Below are 16,893 nucleotides of genomic sequence, written 5' to 3'. Positions count from 1 at the left end.
CGTACCGGATTGAGCCAAAACGCCGCGTTTTCACGCGGCGTTTTTTATTCCTGTGATTAAGTGCGGAAAATCATGGTCTTGCTATGTGTATGGTTTAAACTAACATCACGTTACAAAAAAGCCTAGGAGTGGGTGTGTCCAAGAAAGAATCACAAAACCTATCGGTGACGCTTTTTGCTAAACACAAACATGCTACCGAAACATCAACACTATTTGGTGCGGTTCAACAAAGCCAGCAAGCCAATTACTCGGCATTTGATGGCGACAGCGAATCGAGTTGGTACCGTATGCGTCGTCGTGGTCAGTGGACTTGGCAAGGGGTCGATCCGGTCGAAATGGAAGCGATCTTTTCTCGTATTGCCTCTTCTGACAATACCCGTTCTGTTGATGCGTTATTGGATACGGTTGAAGGTTACCGAGCGGGTAATTGGAACTATGAATGGACCGCGGTAGGGATGCAACACCAAAAAAAAGCCAAAGTGTTGGCGGATGAAGGAAAGGCTGAGCAGGCGAGTGAACAGTGGCTTCAGGCGTGTACTTACTTTGGTATCGCGGCTTACCCTCATCTTAAAGGGGACAACCTTGCCTTACAGGCCGAAACCTTGGCATTTAAAGCGTTTGAAAAAGCAATGTCACAACTGCCGTTTACGGTGAAGACTGTCGAAACGCAATTAGACGGTAAGACGTTAAAAGGGTATCTCTATTTACCACGTACAGACGCCACCTTGCCGGTTGTGATCTTGAGTGGCAGCCTTGACAGTTTACAAACCGATCTCTGGCGCTTATTTGTCGATTACTTTGCTCCCGCCGATATCGCGGTACTGACGCTTGATATGCCATCGGTGGGCCACAGCAGCCACTGGCATTTAAACGAAGACACCAGCCGCTTGCATGCGGCGATGCTTGATAAGCTCGCTGATGTACCATGGGCGGATCACCATCGCGTCGGCACCATGGGTATCCGTTTTGGGGCTAACCCAGCAGTACGGATGGCATTTTTAGAACCTCATCGTATCAAGGCCAGTGCGTCACTGGGGGGGATTGTGCATGCATTACTCACCGATGCGACAAGAATGAAGAAAATGCCACCCATGTACCTAGATACTTTAGGCTCCCGCATAGGACGCCGGCTGCCTATCGATACCTTGAAAACGCGCTTACAAGCGTGGTCATTAAAAAATCAAGGTCTGCTCACTGGCCGCCGCACAGACGTACCGATTCTCGCGCTAAGCTTAAAAGATGATCCTGTGTGTCCGGAGTCAGATAACCAGTTAATCGCGCGATACAGTCGCGGAGGGAAAGCCGTTACCCTCCCAAACACGCCATTACACGATGGCTATCATCGTGCACTCACAGAAACCGTCAAATGGTTTACGGACATGCTTTAAACCTATCATAAGAGGTGGTGGCCCGAATCGAAGGTGTGATCTACCGCCGAAAGCGAAGGATTGACATTCACCTGAACGTTAACCGCATGATATACCATGTACAAGGACGTTAAAGTGCCACTGGAGGACACGATGAGCGATAAAACGACGCTTTCACATGGACGATTAAAAACGCGATTTACGGCTTTGGGCCCCTATTTTCGAGAGGGGATATCGGCACCAGAACGTTACTTTTTTGATAGCCTGTCCGTATGTGTGGATGCGGAAAAAGATCCTGATGCGCGAGAATTCTGGGGATGGTGGTTTGAGTTAGCCCCCACCGAAGACGGGTTCAATTATCGCTATGGGTTTGGTCTTTATGACCACAAAGGGGATTGGGTGAATGAGTCAATTCCTCAAGAGGCGAGGGAAGCGGTAGACAAAACGCTAACTAACTTTTATACCAAGCTGTATACCTTGCTAGACCAAGAGCTCGATCTATCCTTGTCACCCAGCGCCGCGCTCACCGAGCCTAAACTGACGGGCGCCAAGTAACCGTGAATTGCCTGATCCCAGCTCTTGTTAAATGAGCAAGGGATTGATAAAAGAGACACCTAAGCTTTTGTGGATCAGGCAAGCATGACTATTCAAGACGCATTTCAAGATGGTGGCCTAGCAGCCAACATTCCCTCGCAAACTCTCGTGGTTAAATTGGGCACCAGTGTGCTTACGGGCGGCTCGACGCGCCTGGATCAAGCACATATGGTTGAGTTAGTCCGCCAATGTGCAAGGTTAAGACAACAAGGCCATCAGGTCATTATCGTCTCATCTGCAGCCATTGCAGCAGGGCGAGAGCATCTTGGTTATCCGGTATTAGCCGATACGGTTGCAAATAAGCAAATGCTTGCCGCCGTTGGCCAGTGTCGTTTGATTCAAACGTGGGARCACCTGTTTAGTTTATACGGCTTTCAGGTTGGGCAAATGTTATTAACTCGCGCCGATTTAGAACACCGAGAACGTTTTCTCAATGCCCGTGACATGCTTCATGCGTTGCTAGATAACGGTATCATCCCGATTGTGAACGAAAACGATGCGGTGGCCACCGCTGAAATAAAAGTTGGAGACAATGATAACTTGTCGGCACTGGTCGCGATTTTAGCTGATGCTGACAAGCTTTTGCTCTTAACGGATCAGCCTGGCCTCTTTACCGCCGATCCTCGCGCGAATCCTGACGCTGAATTAATTCGTGAAGTGCACACGATTGATGAAACCTTACGCAAATTAGCCGGAGGCAGTGTCGGTGGCTTGGGCACGGGAGGCATGGCGACCAAACTGCAAGCGGCGGATATTGGTCGTCGAGCCGGTGTCGAAGTCACCATAGCAGCAGGCAGTAAGCCGGAGGTGATCCAAAAAGCTGCCGCCGGTGATAATGCGGGGACACGCTTTTTACCCTTAGACAGTCCGTTAGAAAGCCGCAAGCGCTGGATTTTGGCGGGTCCTCCTCCAGCAGGCGAGATCGTGGTAGATGCCGGTGCCGCCACAGCAGTGACGCAAAACGGAAGCAGTTTGTTGAGCAAAGGGATTGTCGCTGTGAAAGGCGAGTTTGTCCGTGGCGAAGTGGCACGTATTGAATCGGTTGATGGTAAGTGTCTGGCCCGGGGGATCTGTCGTTATGCCGCACGTGATTTGCGCCGTATTGCCGGCGCACATAGCCAACAGATTGCAGATATTTTAGGCTATGAGTATGGACCGGTTGCGATGCATCGCGACGATCTTGTGGTCATCGACGAATAACATCCAAGCAGAGAAGAATAGAAGAGACGAATAACAGATGAGCTTACAAACGATGGGTAAGTCGGCAAAAGACGCCGCTTACCAACTGGCAATCACATCGACCGCGACGAAAAACCAGGCGTTAGCGATCATTGCCGATGAACTTGATGCACAGCAGGCGGCCATTTTAGCCGCAAACCAAATCGATCTTGCCGCCGCTCGCGAGGCACAGATGGATGCCGCGATGTTGGATAGACTCACACTGACCCCAGAACGTCTCACCAATATGGCAAAAGACGTTAGGCAAGTCATCGCATTAGCCGATCCTGTCGGTCAACAGTTCGATCATAAACTGCTCGAAAATGGCCTGTCATTATCCAAGCGACGTGAGCCTCTGGGCGTGATTGGTGTGATTTATGAAGCGCGTCCAAATGTCACCATCGATATTGCCGCACTATGTTTGAAAACCGGCAACGCCAGCATTTTACGCGGCGGCAAAGAAACGTTCGCAACCAACCAGGTGCTAGTGAATGTGATCCAAACTGGGTTAGAAAAAGCGGGCCTTCCGCTCGCGTCCGTTCAGTATATTGATAAGCCTGATCGCGCCCTCGTCTCTGAACTGCTGACCCTTGATGATTTCGTCGATATGATTATTCCCCGTGGTGGGGCAGGGCTGCATAAAATGTGCAAGCAAAACAGTACCATTCCTGTCATTATCGGTGGTTTTGGTATTAGTCATCTGTATGTTGATCACAGTGCTGATCTTGATAGAGCGCCAGAGGTGATCCTCAATGCAAAAACAGATCGCCCATCAGCGTGCAATGCATTGGACACCTTGTTAGTGCATAAGGACGTAGCTGCGCAGTTGTTCTCGCGTTTAGTCACGCTGTTTAATCAACATAAGCTGAATGTTGTTGCTGCATCAAGTGCATTACCCTATCTGGATGGTGTTGAGCAGTTACGTGAAGCACAAACGGGTGACTTTGATACTGAGTGGCTAGGGCCGACACTGGGTGTGGCCGTTGTTGATGACGTGGATCAGGCGCTTGCGCACATGAGGACCCATAACGCGAGTCACTCCGATGCCATACTGACTAATGATTTACAATCGGCTGAAGCCTTTATCAACGGTGCCGGATCGGCGGCTGTGTATGTCAATGCATCAACGCGGTTTACCGATGGTGCGCAGTTTGGTCTTGGCGCTGAAGTGGCGGTATCCACCCAAAAGCTCCATGCCCGCGGTCCGATGGGACTCGAAGAGCTAACGACCTATAAATGGGTTGGTAAGGCTGATTACTTATCGCGCGTATAATGGCGAAAGTTAGTCAGTCATAACCGACTAAAAAAGCCGCAAGTGCATTCACCACTTGCGGCTTTTTCTTATTTATCCGTGTACCCACTATTTACCATGTGCCCACACGATAAGGCTATTTCACTTCAACGCCTTTTGCTTGCAAGTCTGCATGATAAGAGGAGCGAACAAACGGGCCACAGGCTGCATGTGTAAAGCCAAGATCTAGCGCGATTTCTTTTAATTCATCGAATTCTTCTGGCGGCACATAGCGCTCAACCGGCAAGTGGTGACGGCTTGGGGCGAGGTACTGTCCTAGCGTTAGCATTGTGACACCATGCGCACGTAAGTCTTTGAGCACCTCGATAATTTCTTCTTTGGTCTCACCGAGACCCATCATCAATCCTGATTTGGTTGGTACGTCTGGATGCATTTCGCCAAACTTTTGCAACAGATCCAGTGACCACTGATAATTAGCGCCGGGGCGCGCTTTTCGGTACAAACGCGGTGCCGTTTCAAGGTTGTGGTTGAACACATCGGGTGGATTGTCACGCAAGATATCGAGGGCTTTATCCATACGACCACGGAAGTCAGGGACCAGTGTCTCTATTTGAATATCAGGGTTAAGCGCACGGATCTCACGGGTGCAATCGACAAAATGCTGAGCGCCGCCGTCGCGGAGATCGTCACGATCCACCGAGGTGATCACCACATAACGTAGCTTCATGTCCTTGATAGTTTGTGCCAAATGCTTTGGCTCTTCACTGTCAGGGGCGACAGGGCGGCCATGGGCCACATCACAGAAAGGGCAACGACGTGTACAGATGGCGCCCAGAATCATAAAGGTTGCCGTACCGTGGCTAAAGCACTCAGCCAAGTTAGGACACGACGCTTCCTCACACACCGAGTGGAGGTTATTTTTACGCATCGCGTCTTTAATTTCTTTTATACGCGCAGTTTCAGCCGGGAGCTTGATTTTCATCCAATCAGGCTTGCGCAGCACTTCTTTTTGCTCGGTCTGCATATTTTTGACCGGGATAAGCGCCATTTTATCGGCGTCGCGGTATTTAACGCCGCGTTCCATCTGAATCGGTTTGCTCATAAATCGCTGCTTTCCGTTGTAAACTCAACCTGAGAGTAACCTAACTGTTGAGTTAAAGTGTCTACCAGCACAGGTTGGACGTCAGCGAGTGTGACGTGATCAACCTGATCGCTCAGTTGCGTCATGGCCATACCGGCATACCCACATGGGTTGATGCGCTGGAATGGTGATAAATCCATATTGATGTTTAGTGCCAATCCGTGGAATGAGCATCCGCGACGGATGCGGAGCCCAAGAGAACATATTTTTGCATCGTTAACGTAAACGCCAGGTGCATCGGGTCGCGCGTAAGCGTCGACGTGGAAGTGTGCCAGCGTGTCAACGACTAGATTTTCAATATGACTAACCAGTGCCCGCACACCGACTTTTTTTCTTTTAAGATTAATCAGGAAATAGGCAATCAGCTGACCGGGACCATGATAGGTAACTTGCCCCCCACGGTCTGATTGTACGACTGGAATGTCTCCCGGGACCAAAATATGTTCCGTTTTTCCCGCTTGCCCTTGGGTAAAAACGGGGTCATGTTCAACCAACCAGACCTCATCTTGGGTCTGTTCATCACGTGTGTCGGTGAAGTCACGCATCTGTTCCCAAACACGTGAATACGGTTGACGGCCGAGGTGTCTCACAACGAGTTGGTGCTGCAAACCCATTTCCCATATTGTTGTCAGTGGCGATATTATAGAGCCTGGCGGCGTGATTAAAAGCCGCCAGTCGTGTGGGTATTTGAATTAAAGGACCATACGGACGATATCAATATCGCTGAGTTCTTTATAAAGCGTCTCAACTTGCTCAATGGAGGTCGCTTTAATGGTAATAGACACAGAGTGATAGTTGCCTTTTGCACTCGGTTTGACGGCGGGGCTATAGTCTCCCGGCGCATGGCGTTGAATAACGCTTAACACTTGATCCGGTAGCTCGGGTTTCGCTTGGCCCACGACCTTGTAGGTAAATTGGCAAGGAAACTCCAGCAGGTCTTTTAATTTTGGTTGCTCTTGCATGTAAACTCCTAACAGTATGTCTGTTAAGACACACGTTTGTGCGATTGATCACGATTAACGCGAAATACTAATCGGCTAAGAGTCAGAAAACAAGCCGCCCACGAGGTTGGAGGGCGGCGTAAAGTGGGAGTTATCCAAGTAAGTTTTTGAACATCATCACGATGTAGTCAATGAAACGGCTAAAGATACCGCCTTTTTCGACATCGTTGAGGGCAACCAGTGGATATTCAGCGATGTCTTCATCATCAACTTGATAGAACAACTTACCGACCACGTCGCCCTGACTGATAGGCGCTTCGAGGGTCTGTTCTAAAACAAAGCTCGCTTTCAAATCGCGTGCTTTACCGCGAGGAAGAGTGACAAAGGTATCTTCGGTGACGCCTAGCGCGACTTCGTCTGTATCACCCATCCATACTTTCTCAGTGACAAAGGTTTCATTGGCCTTATGCGGTGCAACTGTTTCAAAGAAACGGAAACCATAGTTCAGCAGCTTTTTACTCTCAGCCTTACGGGCATTTGCACTCTTCGTCCCCATGACAACTGAAATAAGACGCATGTCGCCCTCAGTCGCTGACGTGACGAGGTTGTAACCGGCCCCATCAGTGTGGCCCGTTTTAATGCCATCGACATTCAGGCTTTTATCCCAGAGCAAGCCATTACGGTTGTATTGAGTAATGCCGTTGTAGGTAAAGGCTTTTTCTTTGTATATCCGATACTCTTCTGGCACATCACGAATCAGCGCTTGGCCGAGTAACGCCATATCATAGGGGGTGGTATACAAATTTTGAGAGTCTAAACCATGCACATTAGAAAAATGCGAGCTGTTCATGCCCAAGCTTTCGCCCCAGCGGTTCATCAAATCGACAAAGGCGTCTTCCGAGCCCGCAACATGTTCTGCCATCGCCACACAGGCATCATTACCGGATTGGATGATGATACCGCGGTTTAGATCGGCCGCTTTGACCGTGGTGCCGACCTCGATAAACATTTTTGACGATTCAGGGTAATTTTTTGCCCAAGCGTTTTCGCTAATGACAACATCATCGTCCATTGAAATGTTACCACGCTCGACTTCTTGGCCGATGACGTAGCTGGTCATCATTTTGGTTAAGCTGGCTGGGTTGAGGCGCTCATGAGCATTATATTCTGCCAACACTTTGCCAGAATGGTAATCCATAAGCACATATCCTTTCGCCGCAATTTGCGGTGCATCAGGGACGACAGCGGGCGCGGCTTGGACAGTCGCTGTGGTGAGCACAGCCGCGGAAAGCAGCGCGCGTATGCGAAAAACGGTTTTATTCATCATTGTTAGTACTTTTGTCGGTTATCGATGTCGATACTGTATTTGTCACTATACCAAATTGCGTAGAGAGCGACAGGCTCGATTTCTTTAACTTATTGATTATCTGTTTTGGCACTTGTTACCGATGAGTCAGTACTCACAAGTGCCTCGGTGACGATAAAGGCGCCCGGCAATTGGTGCTGTTTTGCTGTGCGCATCGCTTGTTGTGCTTGGCCACGGTCGTAAAACGGACCAAAACGTACGCGATAAACTTGGTCACGGCGCGCGATATGGGTAGGTAGACCATGGCTTTTTGCTAATTGTTCCGCGGTTTGATTGGCTTTTAAACCATCTGAAAGCGCCGCCAGTTGAACATAATAGGCATGGTGCCGGGCGGAGTGCCACTCATCTTCCTTGGGTTTTTCAGGGGAGATAAGCCGCAGTGAAACTGGTGCAGTGCCGGTTTTTAACACGTCCAACTTCTTCGCGGCGGCATAGCTAAGATCAATCACGCGTTGATTGTGAAAAGGACCGCGGTCATTGACACGTACGACCGCTTTTTTGCCATTGTTTTGGTTAGTGACTTCGACATAGCTCGGCAAGGGCAAGGTTTTGTGCGCCGCAGACATGGAGTACATATCGTAGACCTCGCCATTAGAGGTGCGATGGCCGTGAAACTTCTCTCCATACCAGGAGGCAATTCCTGCTTCTTGATACCCCTTAGGCTTACGTAAAATCTGGTATGACTGCCCGTTTAACGTGTAATCCTTATTACCCGCGAGGCTATAAGGCTCATATTTAGGGTGTGCGTCCTCAACATGAATGGTTTGTGGAACCCGATCTGGGGCTTTGTCATTATGCATATCGTAGCGCCCTTGCTGATTGCTACAGGCGCTGAATAAAAGGGAAGTAATAACAACAAGAATAGCTCGCATGTTTATGCCCTGGATAACATTTTACGGTGAGTATGAATGGACATGAGAATACCAAAACCGGCCATGAGCGTGACCATTGAGGTGCCACCATAGCTGATTAAAGGTAAGGGTACCCCAACCACAGGTAAAATACCGCTGACCATGCCAATATTGACAAAAACATAAACAAAAAAGCTCAACACAATACTGCCCGCCATCATACGGCCAAAGGCGGTTTGTGCTCGACTTGCCAACATTAACCCTCGCCCAATCAAAAACACATATAAAGCCAGTAGCACGCAAACACCCACTAACCCCCATTCTTCGGCGATGACGGCAAAAATAAAATCAGTATGGCGTTCAGGGAGAAACTCGAGCTGCGATTGTGTTCCATGGAGCCAGCCTTTACCGGTTAAACCGCCCGAGCCTATCGCGATCTTAGATTGGATAATGTGATAGCCGGCACCGAGCGGATCCGATTCAGGATTAAACAAGGTAAGCACCCGTGTTCGTTGGTAATCGTGCATCAGGAAAAACCAAAGTACTGGTATAAAGCTGGCAAGCGCGACGACAGCAGCGGTGATGATTTTCCAACTGATACCGGCTAGGAACAACACGAATATGCCGGATGCGGCGATCAATATAGAGGTCCCTAAATCGGGTTGTTTGGCAATCATGAGTGTAGGGACCAACAACAAGAATAGCGCGATCAGCAAAGTAGATATTTTTGGGGGGAGGGGGTCTTTACCAATAAAGCGAGCCAGCATTAAAGGTACCGCCAATTTAATGATTTCTGAAGGCTGGAAGGTAACAAAACCCAGATCAAGCCAGCGTTGAGCCCCTTTGGCGGTTTCTCCGACGAATAATACCGCCGCTAATAACACCACGCCTACGGCGTATAAATAGGGTGACCAAAACTCATAGTGGCGAGGAGGAACTTGGGCGAGTGCAAACATGACGGCAAGTGCCAGCGTCATGCGAATGGCTTGGCGTTCCATCATCGCCAGGCTTTGCCCGCTTGCGCTATACATGACCACCAGCCCGAAGCCCATGAGTAACAAAACACCAATCAGCATGGGCAAATCGAGATGTAAGCGGTCAAACAAAGAGCGTTTGGTGCTGGCTTGAGCTAACGAACTCATTATTTTTCCTCCTCCGTCTCTTTGTCTTCCACGAGAATATGATCGAAGATACGGCGCGCGATCGGCGCACCATTGCTTGACCCGCCACCGGCATTTTCTAACACCATAGATACCGCGACTTCGGGATTTTCAAAAGGCGCGAACCCCATAAATAGCGCATGATCGCGCAGATGTTCGGCGATTTCATCGGCGTTATACTCTTCGTTTTCGCCTAGGCCAAAGACCTGAGCGGTGCCCGATTTTCCTCCCGATAGATACTCCGCGGAGCGGAAAGCACGACGCGCTGTCCCTTTACGCCCATGATTAACCAATTGCATGCCTTTTAGTCCCACATCCCAATACTTGTCCTCTACCCCTTTTATCGGCGGAAATGGCTCAGCCTTCGGTTTGTGTTCACCCGTTTCATCGCGGGTTTTCATTAATAGTTTTGGGGCTTTCACTTCGCCACGGTTAAGCAACACCGTAAGTGCTTTAACAATCTGCATGGGTGTCGCCGTCCAGTAGCCTTGTCCAATACCAACCGGAATGGTGTCACCCTTGTACCAAGGTTGCCGATAGCGGCTCATTTTCCATTCTCGGTTAGGCATATTGGCACTGCTCTCTTCATGAATATCAATGCCAGTGTAATGACCAAACCCGAATCGACCCATCCATGATGATAATTTATCAATCCCCATGTCGTAGGCGATTTGATAGAAAAACGTATCAACCGATTCTTCAATCGATTGAACAATATTAACGCGGCCATGGCCCCAGGGACGCCAGTCACGGAATGGACGTGTGTCTGAATTAGGGATGCGCCAATAACCAGGGTCATTGCGGGTGGTCTGGGTCGTGATCACGCCTTCTTCCAACGCAGAGACAGCGATAAAAGGCTTCACCGTTGAGGCGGGGGGATAAATGCCTAGGGTCGCCCGATTCACCAGTGGGCGATCTTTATTATTGAGTAATTGCTGATACTGTTTACTCGAAATGCCGTGGACGAATAAGTTCGGATCATAGCTTGGGGTCGATACCATGGCCAATACCCCGGAGGTATCAGGATCAACCACCACCACTGCACCACGGCGATCGCCAAGAATACCGCGCACGTACAGCTGCAAATCAATATCGAGGTTGAGGATTAAGTCTTTACCGGGCTCAGGGGGAACGTATTTAAGTGTCCGGATCACACGACCTCGGCTATTCACTTCGACTTCCTGATAGCCGGCTTTTCCGTGTAACTCGGGCTCATAATATTTTTCTATCCCGAGTTTGCCAATGTCACGCGTCGCTCGGTAGTTATTGAGCACGTCTTTTTGTCGCAACTTGGCAATATCGCGATCATTAATTCTTGCGACATAACCCAGCACGTGTGTCAACGCATCGCCATATGGGTAATGACGTTTTAGATAGGCTTTGATTTCAACCCCAGTAAATTGATGCTGGTGGGCGGAAAAAATCGCGACCTCTTTGTCAGTCAGTTGTGTTTTGAGTGCCACGGCATTAAAACGGCGAGAGCGGCGACGTTCTTGTTGAAAACGTGCAATATCTTTGTCATCCAGCGACAACAAGCGTTTAAGCTTGGCCAAGGTTGCCGACATATCATCGACTTGCTCGGGGGTCACTTCTAAATGATAAACCGGGCGGTTTTCAGCCAGCAGTTTTCCATGGCGGTCATAAATGAGGCCACGGTTAGGCGCGACAGGGACCACTTTAATACGATTATCATTCGAGCGAGTTTGGTAGTCTTGATGCTCGGTTACTTGAATATGATAAAGGTTGGTGAGCAACGCTCCAACAAGCGCCATAATGCCGACAAAAGAGACAATAGCGCGGCGCACAAATAACGCAGCCTCGGTACTGTGGTCTCGGATTTCAACTCGTTGGCGCTTCATCTGTCGTTATTCTCGATGATAAGGATGGTTGGTGGTGAGACTCCAAGCGCGATACAGGCTCTCCGCCATGATGACGCGAACCAGTGGGTGGGGCAGGGTCAGAGGCGAAAGTGACCAGCTTTGCTCAGCGGCTGCTTTACAGTCGGGGGCCAATCCTTCTGGGCCACCAATTAAAATGGCGACATCGCGCCCATCCAGTTTCCACTTTTCGAGTTGACTGGCTAATTGCGGCGTATTCCAAGGCTTGCCGGGAATATCTAAGGTAACGATACGACTACCTCGATTCACCGCAGCGAGCATGGCTTCGCCTTCTTTTTGTAAAATGCGGGCAATGTCTGCATTTTTACCGCGTTTACCGGCAGGCACTTCAACCAGCTCAAGCGGCATGTCTTTTGGAAAGCGGCGCTGATACTCATCAAAGCCTTGTTGTACCCACTTGGGCATTTTATTGCCGACTGCAATCAACTGGATTTTCATGGATTAATTCCAGAGTTTTTCCAGTTGATAAAGTTGGCGTTGTTCTTCTTGCATGACGTGAACCATGACGTCACCTAAATCGACAACGACCCACTCACTGTCATCTTTGCCTTCTGTTCCCATGGCGCCAATATCAGCCGCTTGGGCTTGCTCACAAACGTGCTCGGCAATTGAAGCCACATGGCGGCGCGAGTTGCCTGTACAAAGCACCAAAAAGTCAGTAATGCAGGATTTATCTCGCACGTCTAGCGTCACGATATCGCTGGCTTTTAACTCATCGACTTTGTCGGCGACAAACTGTTTTAATTCGGTAGCTTGCAAAGAGAACCTCGATGTATGTGCTGATTATATTCAGTGGCAGTATATCACTTGGCAGCCCTTTGGACACGCTAGGGCGCCAGAGGTTCGGCGGGTTGGCACATAAGTGCACAAAAATAGTGCAGGTTAGGCCAAGGGTCACTGCCAAAATCGGTTTTTAACTGTATCTCTAACTCAGCGAGCTGGCGCAGTAATGAGGCGAGACGCACTTTGTTTAGCCGATTGAGTGCTGCGGTGATCATGGGTCTGCGCGCTTGCCAAACACGCAACTGATCGAATAGCACGTTGAGTGGTCGCCCTTGTTGCCCTTGCTCTTGGATTGTATAGAGTTGTTTGAGTTCTTTTTGGATCAAACGCAGTAACAAGGTGGGCTCTTCGCCTTCGGCATGCAGTTGTTCGATAATACGCTGCGCGCGATTAGCCTTACCGGCAAGTAGTGCATCGGTCAGTTGGAAAGGGGTGAAGTGATGATGCCGCGACAACGCACTCTCAATCCGAGGTAAGGTAAGGGCACCATCGGGATAAAGTAAGTGGAGGATTTGTAAACTTTGCACCAGCGCGAGTAAGTTGCCTTCATGCCATTGGGCAAGCAACTGCAGCGCGGGTTGATCGGGTTGTAGCCCGAGATGGCGGCAGCGCTGTTCAATAAAACGGGGCAAGTGACGTGCATCTGGGGTTTGGCAAACTACATACAAGGCTTGCTTTGCCAACGTAGTAAACCACTTGGCACTTTCTTGCTTTTTATTGAGCCGCTCGCCTTGAACGAGCAAGAGAATATCAGGATGGAGGTAGCTGGCAAGCTCGGTCAGTTGCTTGGCTTGGGCGCTGCTCAGGCCATTTTCAGGACAGGTCAATTCAATAATCTGCCGAGAGGAAAACAAACTGAGGGCTTGGCAGCAGTCAAACACCTCTTGCCAATCTAATTGGCCATCAATCATAAACTTATGATGCTCTTCAAAGCCTTGTGAGCGTGCTGCGTGGCAAATGGCATCACGAGACTCGAGCTTTAACAAAGGATCGGTGCCAAAGACTAAGTAAGTTTGACGCAGTGGCTGATTAAGCTGCTGCGCCAATTGTTCTGGATAGGCTCTCATCATTGCGCGGGCTGTGTTTCAGTTTGACGCGTTTCGATGATCACATTGGGCTCAGTGGGCGTCTCTCCCTGTTCGAGTTGTTCTAATGCCGCTTGTTCCGCTTGCTGACGCTCAAATGCGGCGATATCCCCTTTGAGTTGAGACAGTTGACGCATAATTTGACGGGTCGCCTCGGTACGCATTTCTGCGACTAACTTATTTTGCTCGACTGATTTGGCCAACGCGGTCAGTGGGTTATCGAGAAAGTTACGGCTCAAGGTCGTGTTGTAGGTGTAGCTACCTTTCCCCGGCACAGTGACACGATAACGTGCGACATAGCGAAACTCTTTCTCTGCTACTCGGCTGTTTTGATAGAGCGACAAAGTTTGTGCACTATCACTTTCGCTAAGCAACTCGATATTCGCCACGTCGTCAGAGGGTGACACCATCTGAACGTTATGTTGACGCAAAGCGTTGCGCATTTGGCGAGTCAGCTCCCCATAGGGATCAAAACTCGTCAATGACACTTTGTCTACCTCATCGGGCAAATTATAGCTGCCACGCAAGGCAAACCCGCAAGACGCGATGGTCAGTGAGACCATCGCGACGAGCAGGGAGCGAAGCACAGTGTTAAACAGATTCACTCCATCGCTCCTTGTTAGTTAGCAACAATATTAACCAGTTTCCCTGGTACATAAATGACTTTGCGAACCGTTTTACCGTCGGTAAATTTGACCACGTTTTCGTCTGRCATGGCTTGTGCTTCAACGGCTTCTTTCTCGGCGTCGGCGGCCACGGTGATCTTGGCACGTAGCTTACCGTTCACTTGCACAATGATTAGCTTTTCCTCCTCGACCAAGGCCGCTTTATCGGCTTGCGGCCAATCGGCACTGTCGATATCGGTTTCGCCCAGGGCCTGCCAAAGCGTAAAGCAGATATGCGGGGTGATGGGATATAGCATCAATACCACGGCTTTGAGTGCTTCGTCTAACACAGCACGGTCTTGTTCATTGTCCTGTGGCGCTTTAACCAAGCGATTCATCAGCTCCATGATCGCGGCAATGGCGGTATTGAACGTCTGACGACGGCCCATGTCATCACTGACTTTGGCGATGGCTTTGTGCACATCACGGCGCAAGGCTTTTTGCTCATTATTGAGCATATCGACTGCCAGCGCAGTAACGTCGCCTTTGTGGGTGTGCTCATAGACCAGTTTCCAAACACGGCGTAAGAAACGGTGTGAACCTTCCACGCCAGACTCTTGCCATTCCAACGTCATGTCCGCCGGTGCGGCAAACATCATAAAGAGACGCATGGTATCGGCACCGTATTTTTCCACCATTAATTGGGGATCAATGCCGTTGTTCTTCGACTTTGACATCTTGGTCATGCCTGCGTGGGTGACGGCGTTCCCTTGGCTGTCGACCGCATGAATAATATGCCCTTTGGTGTCCCGTTCAACGGTCACATCAGTCGGCGAGACCCAAACACGTACCCCTTTTTCGTCGGTGTAATAAAATGCATCGGCGAGCACCATACCCTGACAGAGTAACTGCTTGAATGGCTCGTCGCTATCGACCATATTTTCATCGCGCAATAGTTTATGGAAAAAGCGCGAATACAACAGGTGCATACAAGCGTGCTCAATGCCACCGATATACTGATCGACCGGTAGCCAATAATTGGCGGCGCTTGGGTCGAGCATTTGATCCGCTTGCGGTGAGCAATAACGTGCGTAGTACCACGACGACTCCATAAAGGTATCGAAAGTGTCGGTTTCACGCAGCGCTGGCTTACCTTGATATTGCGTTTGTGCCCATTGCTTGTCAGCTTTGATAGGGCTTTGTACACCATCCATCACCACATCTTCTGGCAGGATCACGGGCAGCTGCTCAGCTGGGACAGGAACAACCTCACCGTCTTCGGTATTCAGCATCGGAATTGGCGCACCCCAATAACGCTGACGAGAGACGCCCCAATCACGTAAACGGAAATTAACCGTTTTCTTGCCTTTACCTAGCGATTCAAGCTTGCTCGCAATCGCATCGAAGGCCGCGTTAAAATCTAACCCGTCAAACTCACCCGAGTTAAACAGCTTACCTTTTTCGGTATACGCTTTTTCTGACAAATCGGGCGCATGGCCGTTTTCATCGAGGATCACGGGCTCGATATCCAGCGCGTACTTATGAGCAAATTCGAAGTCGCGTTGGTCGTGAGCAGGCACCGCCATCACTGCGCCAGTGCCGTAATCCATCAATACAAAGTTAGCGACAAAGATAGGGACACGGCGCCCGTTCAATGGATGCGTGGCATACAAACCGGTCGCCATGCCTTTTTTCTCCATGGTCGCCAGTTCGGCTTCGGCAACTTTGGTGTTACGGCACTCTTGTACGAATTCAGCGAGGGCAGGGTTGTCTTTGGCTGCCGCCTCCGCGAGGGGGTGACCGGCGGCAATCCCCACGTAAGTGACGCCCATCAGCGTATCTGGACGCGTGGTGTAGACGTCGAGTGCGGGGTGATCGCCTTCAACATCAAACGTCAGCTCAACACCTTCTGAGCGACCAATCCAGTTACGCTGCATGGTTTTTACCATGTCTGGCCAGCCGTCCAGTTTGTCGATGTCTTGCAGCAGCTCTTCTGCGTAATCGGTGATTTTAATAAACCACTGCGGGATTTCTTTTTGCTCAACCGGCGTATCGCAGCGCCAGCAGCAACCTTCGTGAACTTGCTCATTGGCGAGCACGGTCTGATCGTTGGGACACCAGTTCACTGATGAGGTCTTTTTATAAACCAGCCCCTTGTTGTAGAGCGTGGTAAAGAAGCCTTGCTCCCAGCGGTAGTAATCGGGACTACAGGTGGCGACTTCACGGCTCCAGTCGTAGCCAAAGCCCAGCATTTTTAGCTGGCCTTTCATGTAATCAATGTTTTCATAAGTCCAAGGCGCGGGCGCGGTTTTGTTTTTGATCGCAGCGCCTTCGGCAGGAAGGCCAAACGCATCCCAACCAATCGGCTGCATCACATTCTTGCCTTGCAGTCGCTGATAACGGGAAATGACATCACCGATGGTGTAGTTACGGACATGCCCCATGTGCAGTCGGCCACTTGGGTAAGGAAACATAGAAAGACAGTAGAATTTTTCTTTGTTAGGGTCTTCATGAACCACAAAGGTTTTATTGTCATCCCAATGGGCTTGAACTTTTTGTTCAATATCTTGCGGGCTATATTGTTCTTGCATCGATGGCTTCCGAGATTCTGTGAGAAAGGTAAAACCTGAAA

The 16,893-nt window shown here is 49.8% G+C and carries 16 protein-coding genes; 4 read left to right on the top strand and 12 right to left on the bottom strand.

Annotated features, from left to right (window positions below):
• Positions 1–134 precede the first annotated feature (134 nt).
• From frsA to BZG76_RS12595, 4 genes are all read left to right on the top strand, one after another.
• Positions 135–1,388: an esterase FrsA gene (frsA, locus tag BZG76_RS12610; protein ID WP_077461624.1), complete on the top strand. Its 1,254-nt coding sequence runs from the start codon at positions 135–137 to the stop codon at positions 1,386–1,388.
• Positions 1,389–1,520: 132 nt separating this feature from the next.
• Entirely contained in the window at positions 1,521–1,922 is a 402-nt protein-coding gene (crl, locus tag BZG76_RS12605; protein WP_077461623.1) for a sigma factor-binding protein Crl, read from the top strand.
• 84 nt (positions 1,923–2,006) lie between these two features.
• Positions 2,007–3,161: a glutamate 5-kinase gene (proB, locus tag BZG76_RS12600; protein WP_077461622.1), complete on the top strand. Its 1,155-nt coding sequence runs from the start codon at positions 2,007–2,009 to the stop codon at positions 3,159–3,161.
• 37 nt (positions 3,162–3,198) lie between these two features.
• A complete protein-coding gene (locus BZG76_RS12595; RefSeq protein ID WP_077461621.1) occupies positions 3,199–4,452 on the top strand; it encodes a glutamate-5-semialdehyde dehydrogenase in 1,254 nt (417 codons plus the stop codon).
• 115 nt (positions 4,453–4,567) lie between these two features.
• Here BZG76_RS12595 and lipA read toward each other — a convergent pair whose 3' ends face one another.
• The 12 genes from lipA to leuS form a co-directional block, all read right to left on the bottom strand.
• Positions 4,568–5,533 carry a lipoyl synthase gene (lipA, locus tag BZG76_RS12590; RefSeq protein ID WP_077461620.1) on the bottom strand — a complete coding sequence of 322 codons (966 nt, stop codon included), beginning with the start codon at positions 5,531–5,533 and terminating at the stop codon, positions 4,568–4,570.
• Positions 5,530–6,186 carry a lipoyl(octanoyl) transferase LipB gene (lipB, locus tag BZG76_RS12585; protein ID WP_037367580.1) on the bottom strand — a complete coding sequence of 219 codons (657 nt, stop codon included), beginning with the start codon at positions 6,184–6,186 and terminating at the stop codon, positions 5,530–5,532. The genes lipA and lipB overlap by 4 nt, the downstream gene beginning before the upstream one ends.
• 78 nt (positions 6,187–6,264) lie before the next feature.
• Positions 6,265–6,534: a DUF493 family protein YbeD gene (gene ybeD, locus BZG76_RS12580; protein WP_025744456.1), complete on the bottom strand. Its 270-nt coding sequence runs from the start codon at positions 6,532–6,534 to the stop codon at positions 6,265–6,267.
• A 130-nt stretch (positions 6,535–6,664) separates the two neighbouring features.
• Entirely contained in the window at positions 6,665–7,837 is a 1,173-nt protein-coding gene (locus BZG76_RS12575) for a serine hydrolase (RefSeq protein WP_025744457.1), read from the bottom strand.
• Positions 7,838–7,929: 92 nt separating this feature from the next.
• On the bottom strand, positions 7,930–8,751 hold the full coding sequence (locus BZG76_RS12570; RefSeq protein WP_077461619.1) for a septal ring lytic transglycosylase RlpA family protein: 822 nt from the start codon (positions 8,749–8,751) through the stop codon (positions 7,930–7,932).
• Positions 8,752–8,753: 2 nt separating this feature from the next.
• Positions 8,754–9,872, bottom strand: a complete 1,119-nt coding sequence (gene rodA, locus BZG76_RS12565) for a rod shape-determining protein RodA (RefSeq protein ID WP_077461618.1) — start codon at positions 9,870–9,872, stop codon at positions 8,754–8,756.
• Positions 9,872–11,749: a penicillin-binding protein 2 gene (gene mrdA / locus BZG76_RS12560; protein ID WP_077461617.1), complete on the bottom strand. Its 1,878-nt coding sequence runs from the start codon at positions 11,747–11,749 to the stop codon at positions 9,872–9,874. Before mrdA ends, rodA begins: the two co-directional genes overlap by 1 nt.
• A gap of 6 nt (positions 11,750–11,755) precedes the next feature.
• Positions 11,756–12,226: a 23S rRNA (pseudouridine(1915)-N(3))-methyltransferase RlmH gene (gene rlmH / locus BZG76_RS12555; RefSeq protein ID WP_025744459.1), complete on the bottom strand. Its 471-nt coding sequence runs from the start codon at positions 12,224–12,226 to the stop codon at positions 11,756–11,758.
• Between the two features lie 3 nt (positions 12,227–12,229).
• Entirely contained in the window at positions 12,230–12,547 is a 318-nt protein-coding gene (gene rsfS / locus BZG76_RS12550) for a ribosome silencing factor (protein WP_077461616.1), read from the bottom strand.
• Between the two features lie 68 nt (positions 12,548–12,615).
• Entirely contained in the window at positions 12,616–13,638 is a 1,023-nt protein-coding gene (gene holA, locus BZG76_RS12545; protein WP_077461653.1) for a DNA polymerase III subunit delta, read from the bottom strand.
• Positions 13,638–14,261: an LPS-assembly lipoprotein LptE gene (locus tag BZG76_RS12540; RefSeq protein ID WP_077461615.1), complete on the bottom strand. Its 624-nt coding sequence runs from the start codon at positions 14,259–14,261 to the stop codon at positions 13,638–13,640. Before BZG76_RS12540 ends, holA begins: the two co-directional genes overlap by 1 nt.
• A gap of 14 nt (positions 14,262–14,275) precedes the next feature.
• Positions 14,276–16,852, bottom strand: a complete 2,577-nt coding sequence (gene leuS / locus BZG76_RS12535) for a leucine--tRNA ligase (protein ID WP_077461614.1) — start codon at positions 16,850–16,852, stop codon at positions 14,276–14,278.
• Positions 16,853–16,893 lie beyond the last annotated feature (41 nt).

Source organism: Salinivibrio sp. AR647, assembly GCF_001995415.1.
In the GTDB taxonomy this organism is placed as follows: Bacteria; Pseudomonadota; Gammaproteobacteria; order Enterobacterales; family Vibrionaceae; genus Salinivibrio; species Salinivibrio costicola.
This window is presented reverse-complemented; position numbering and strand designations above follow the sequence as displayed.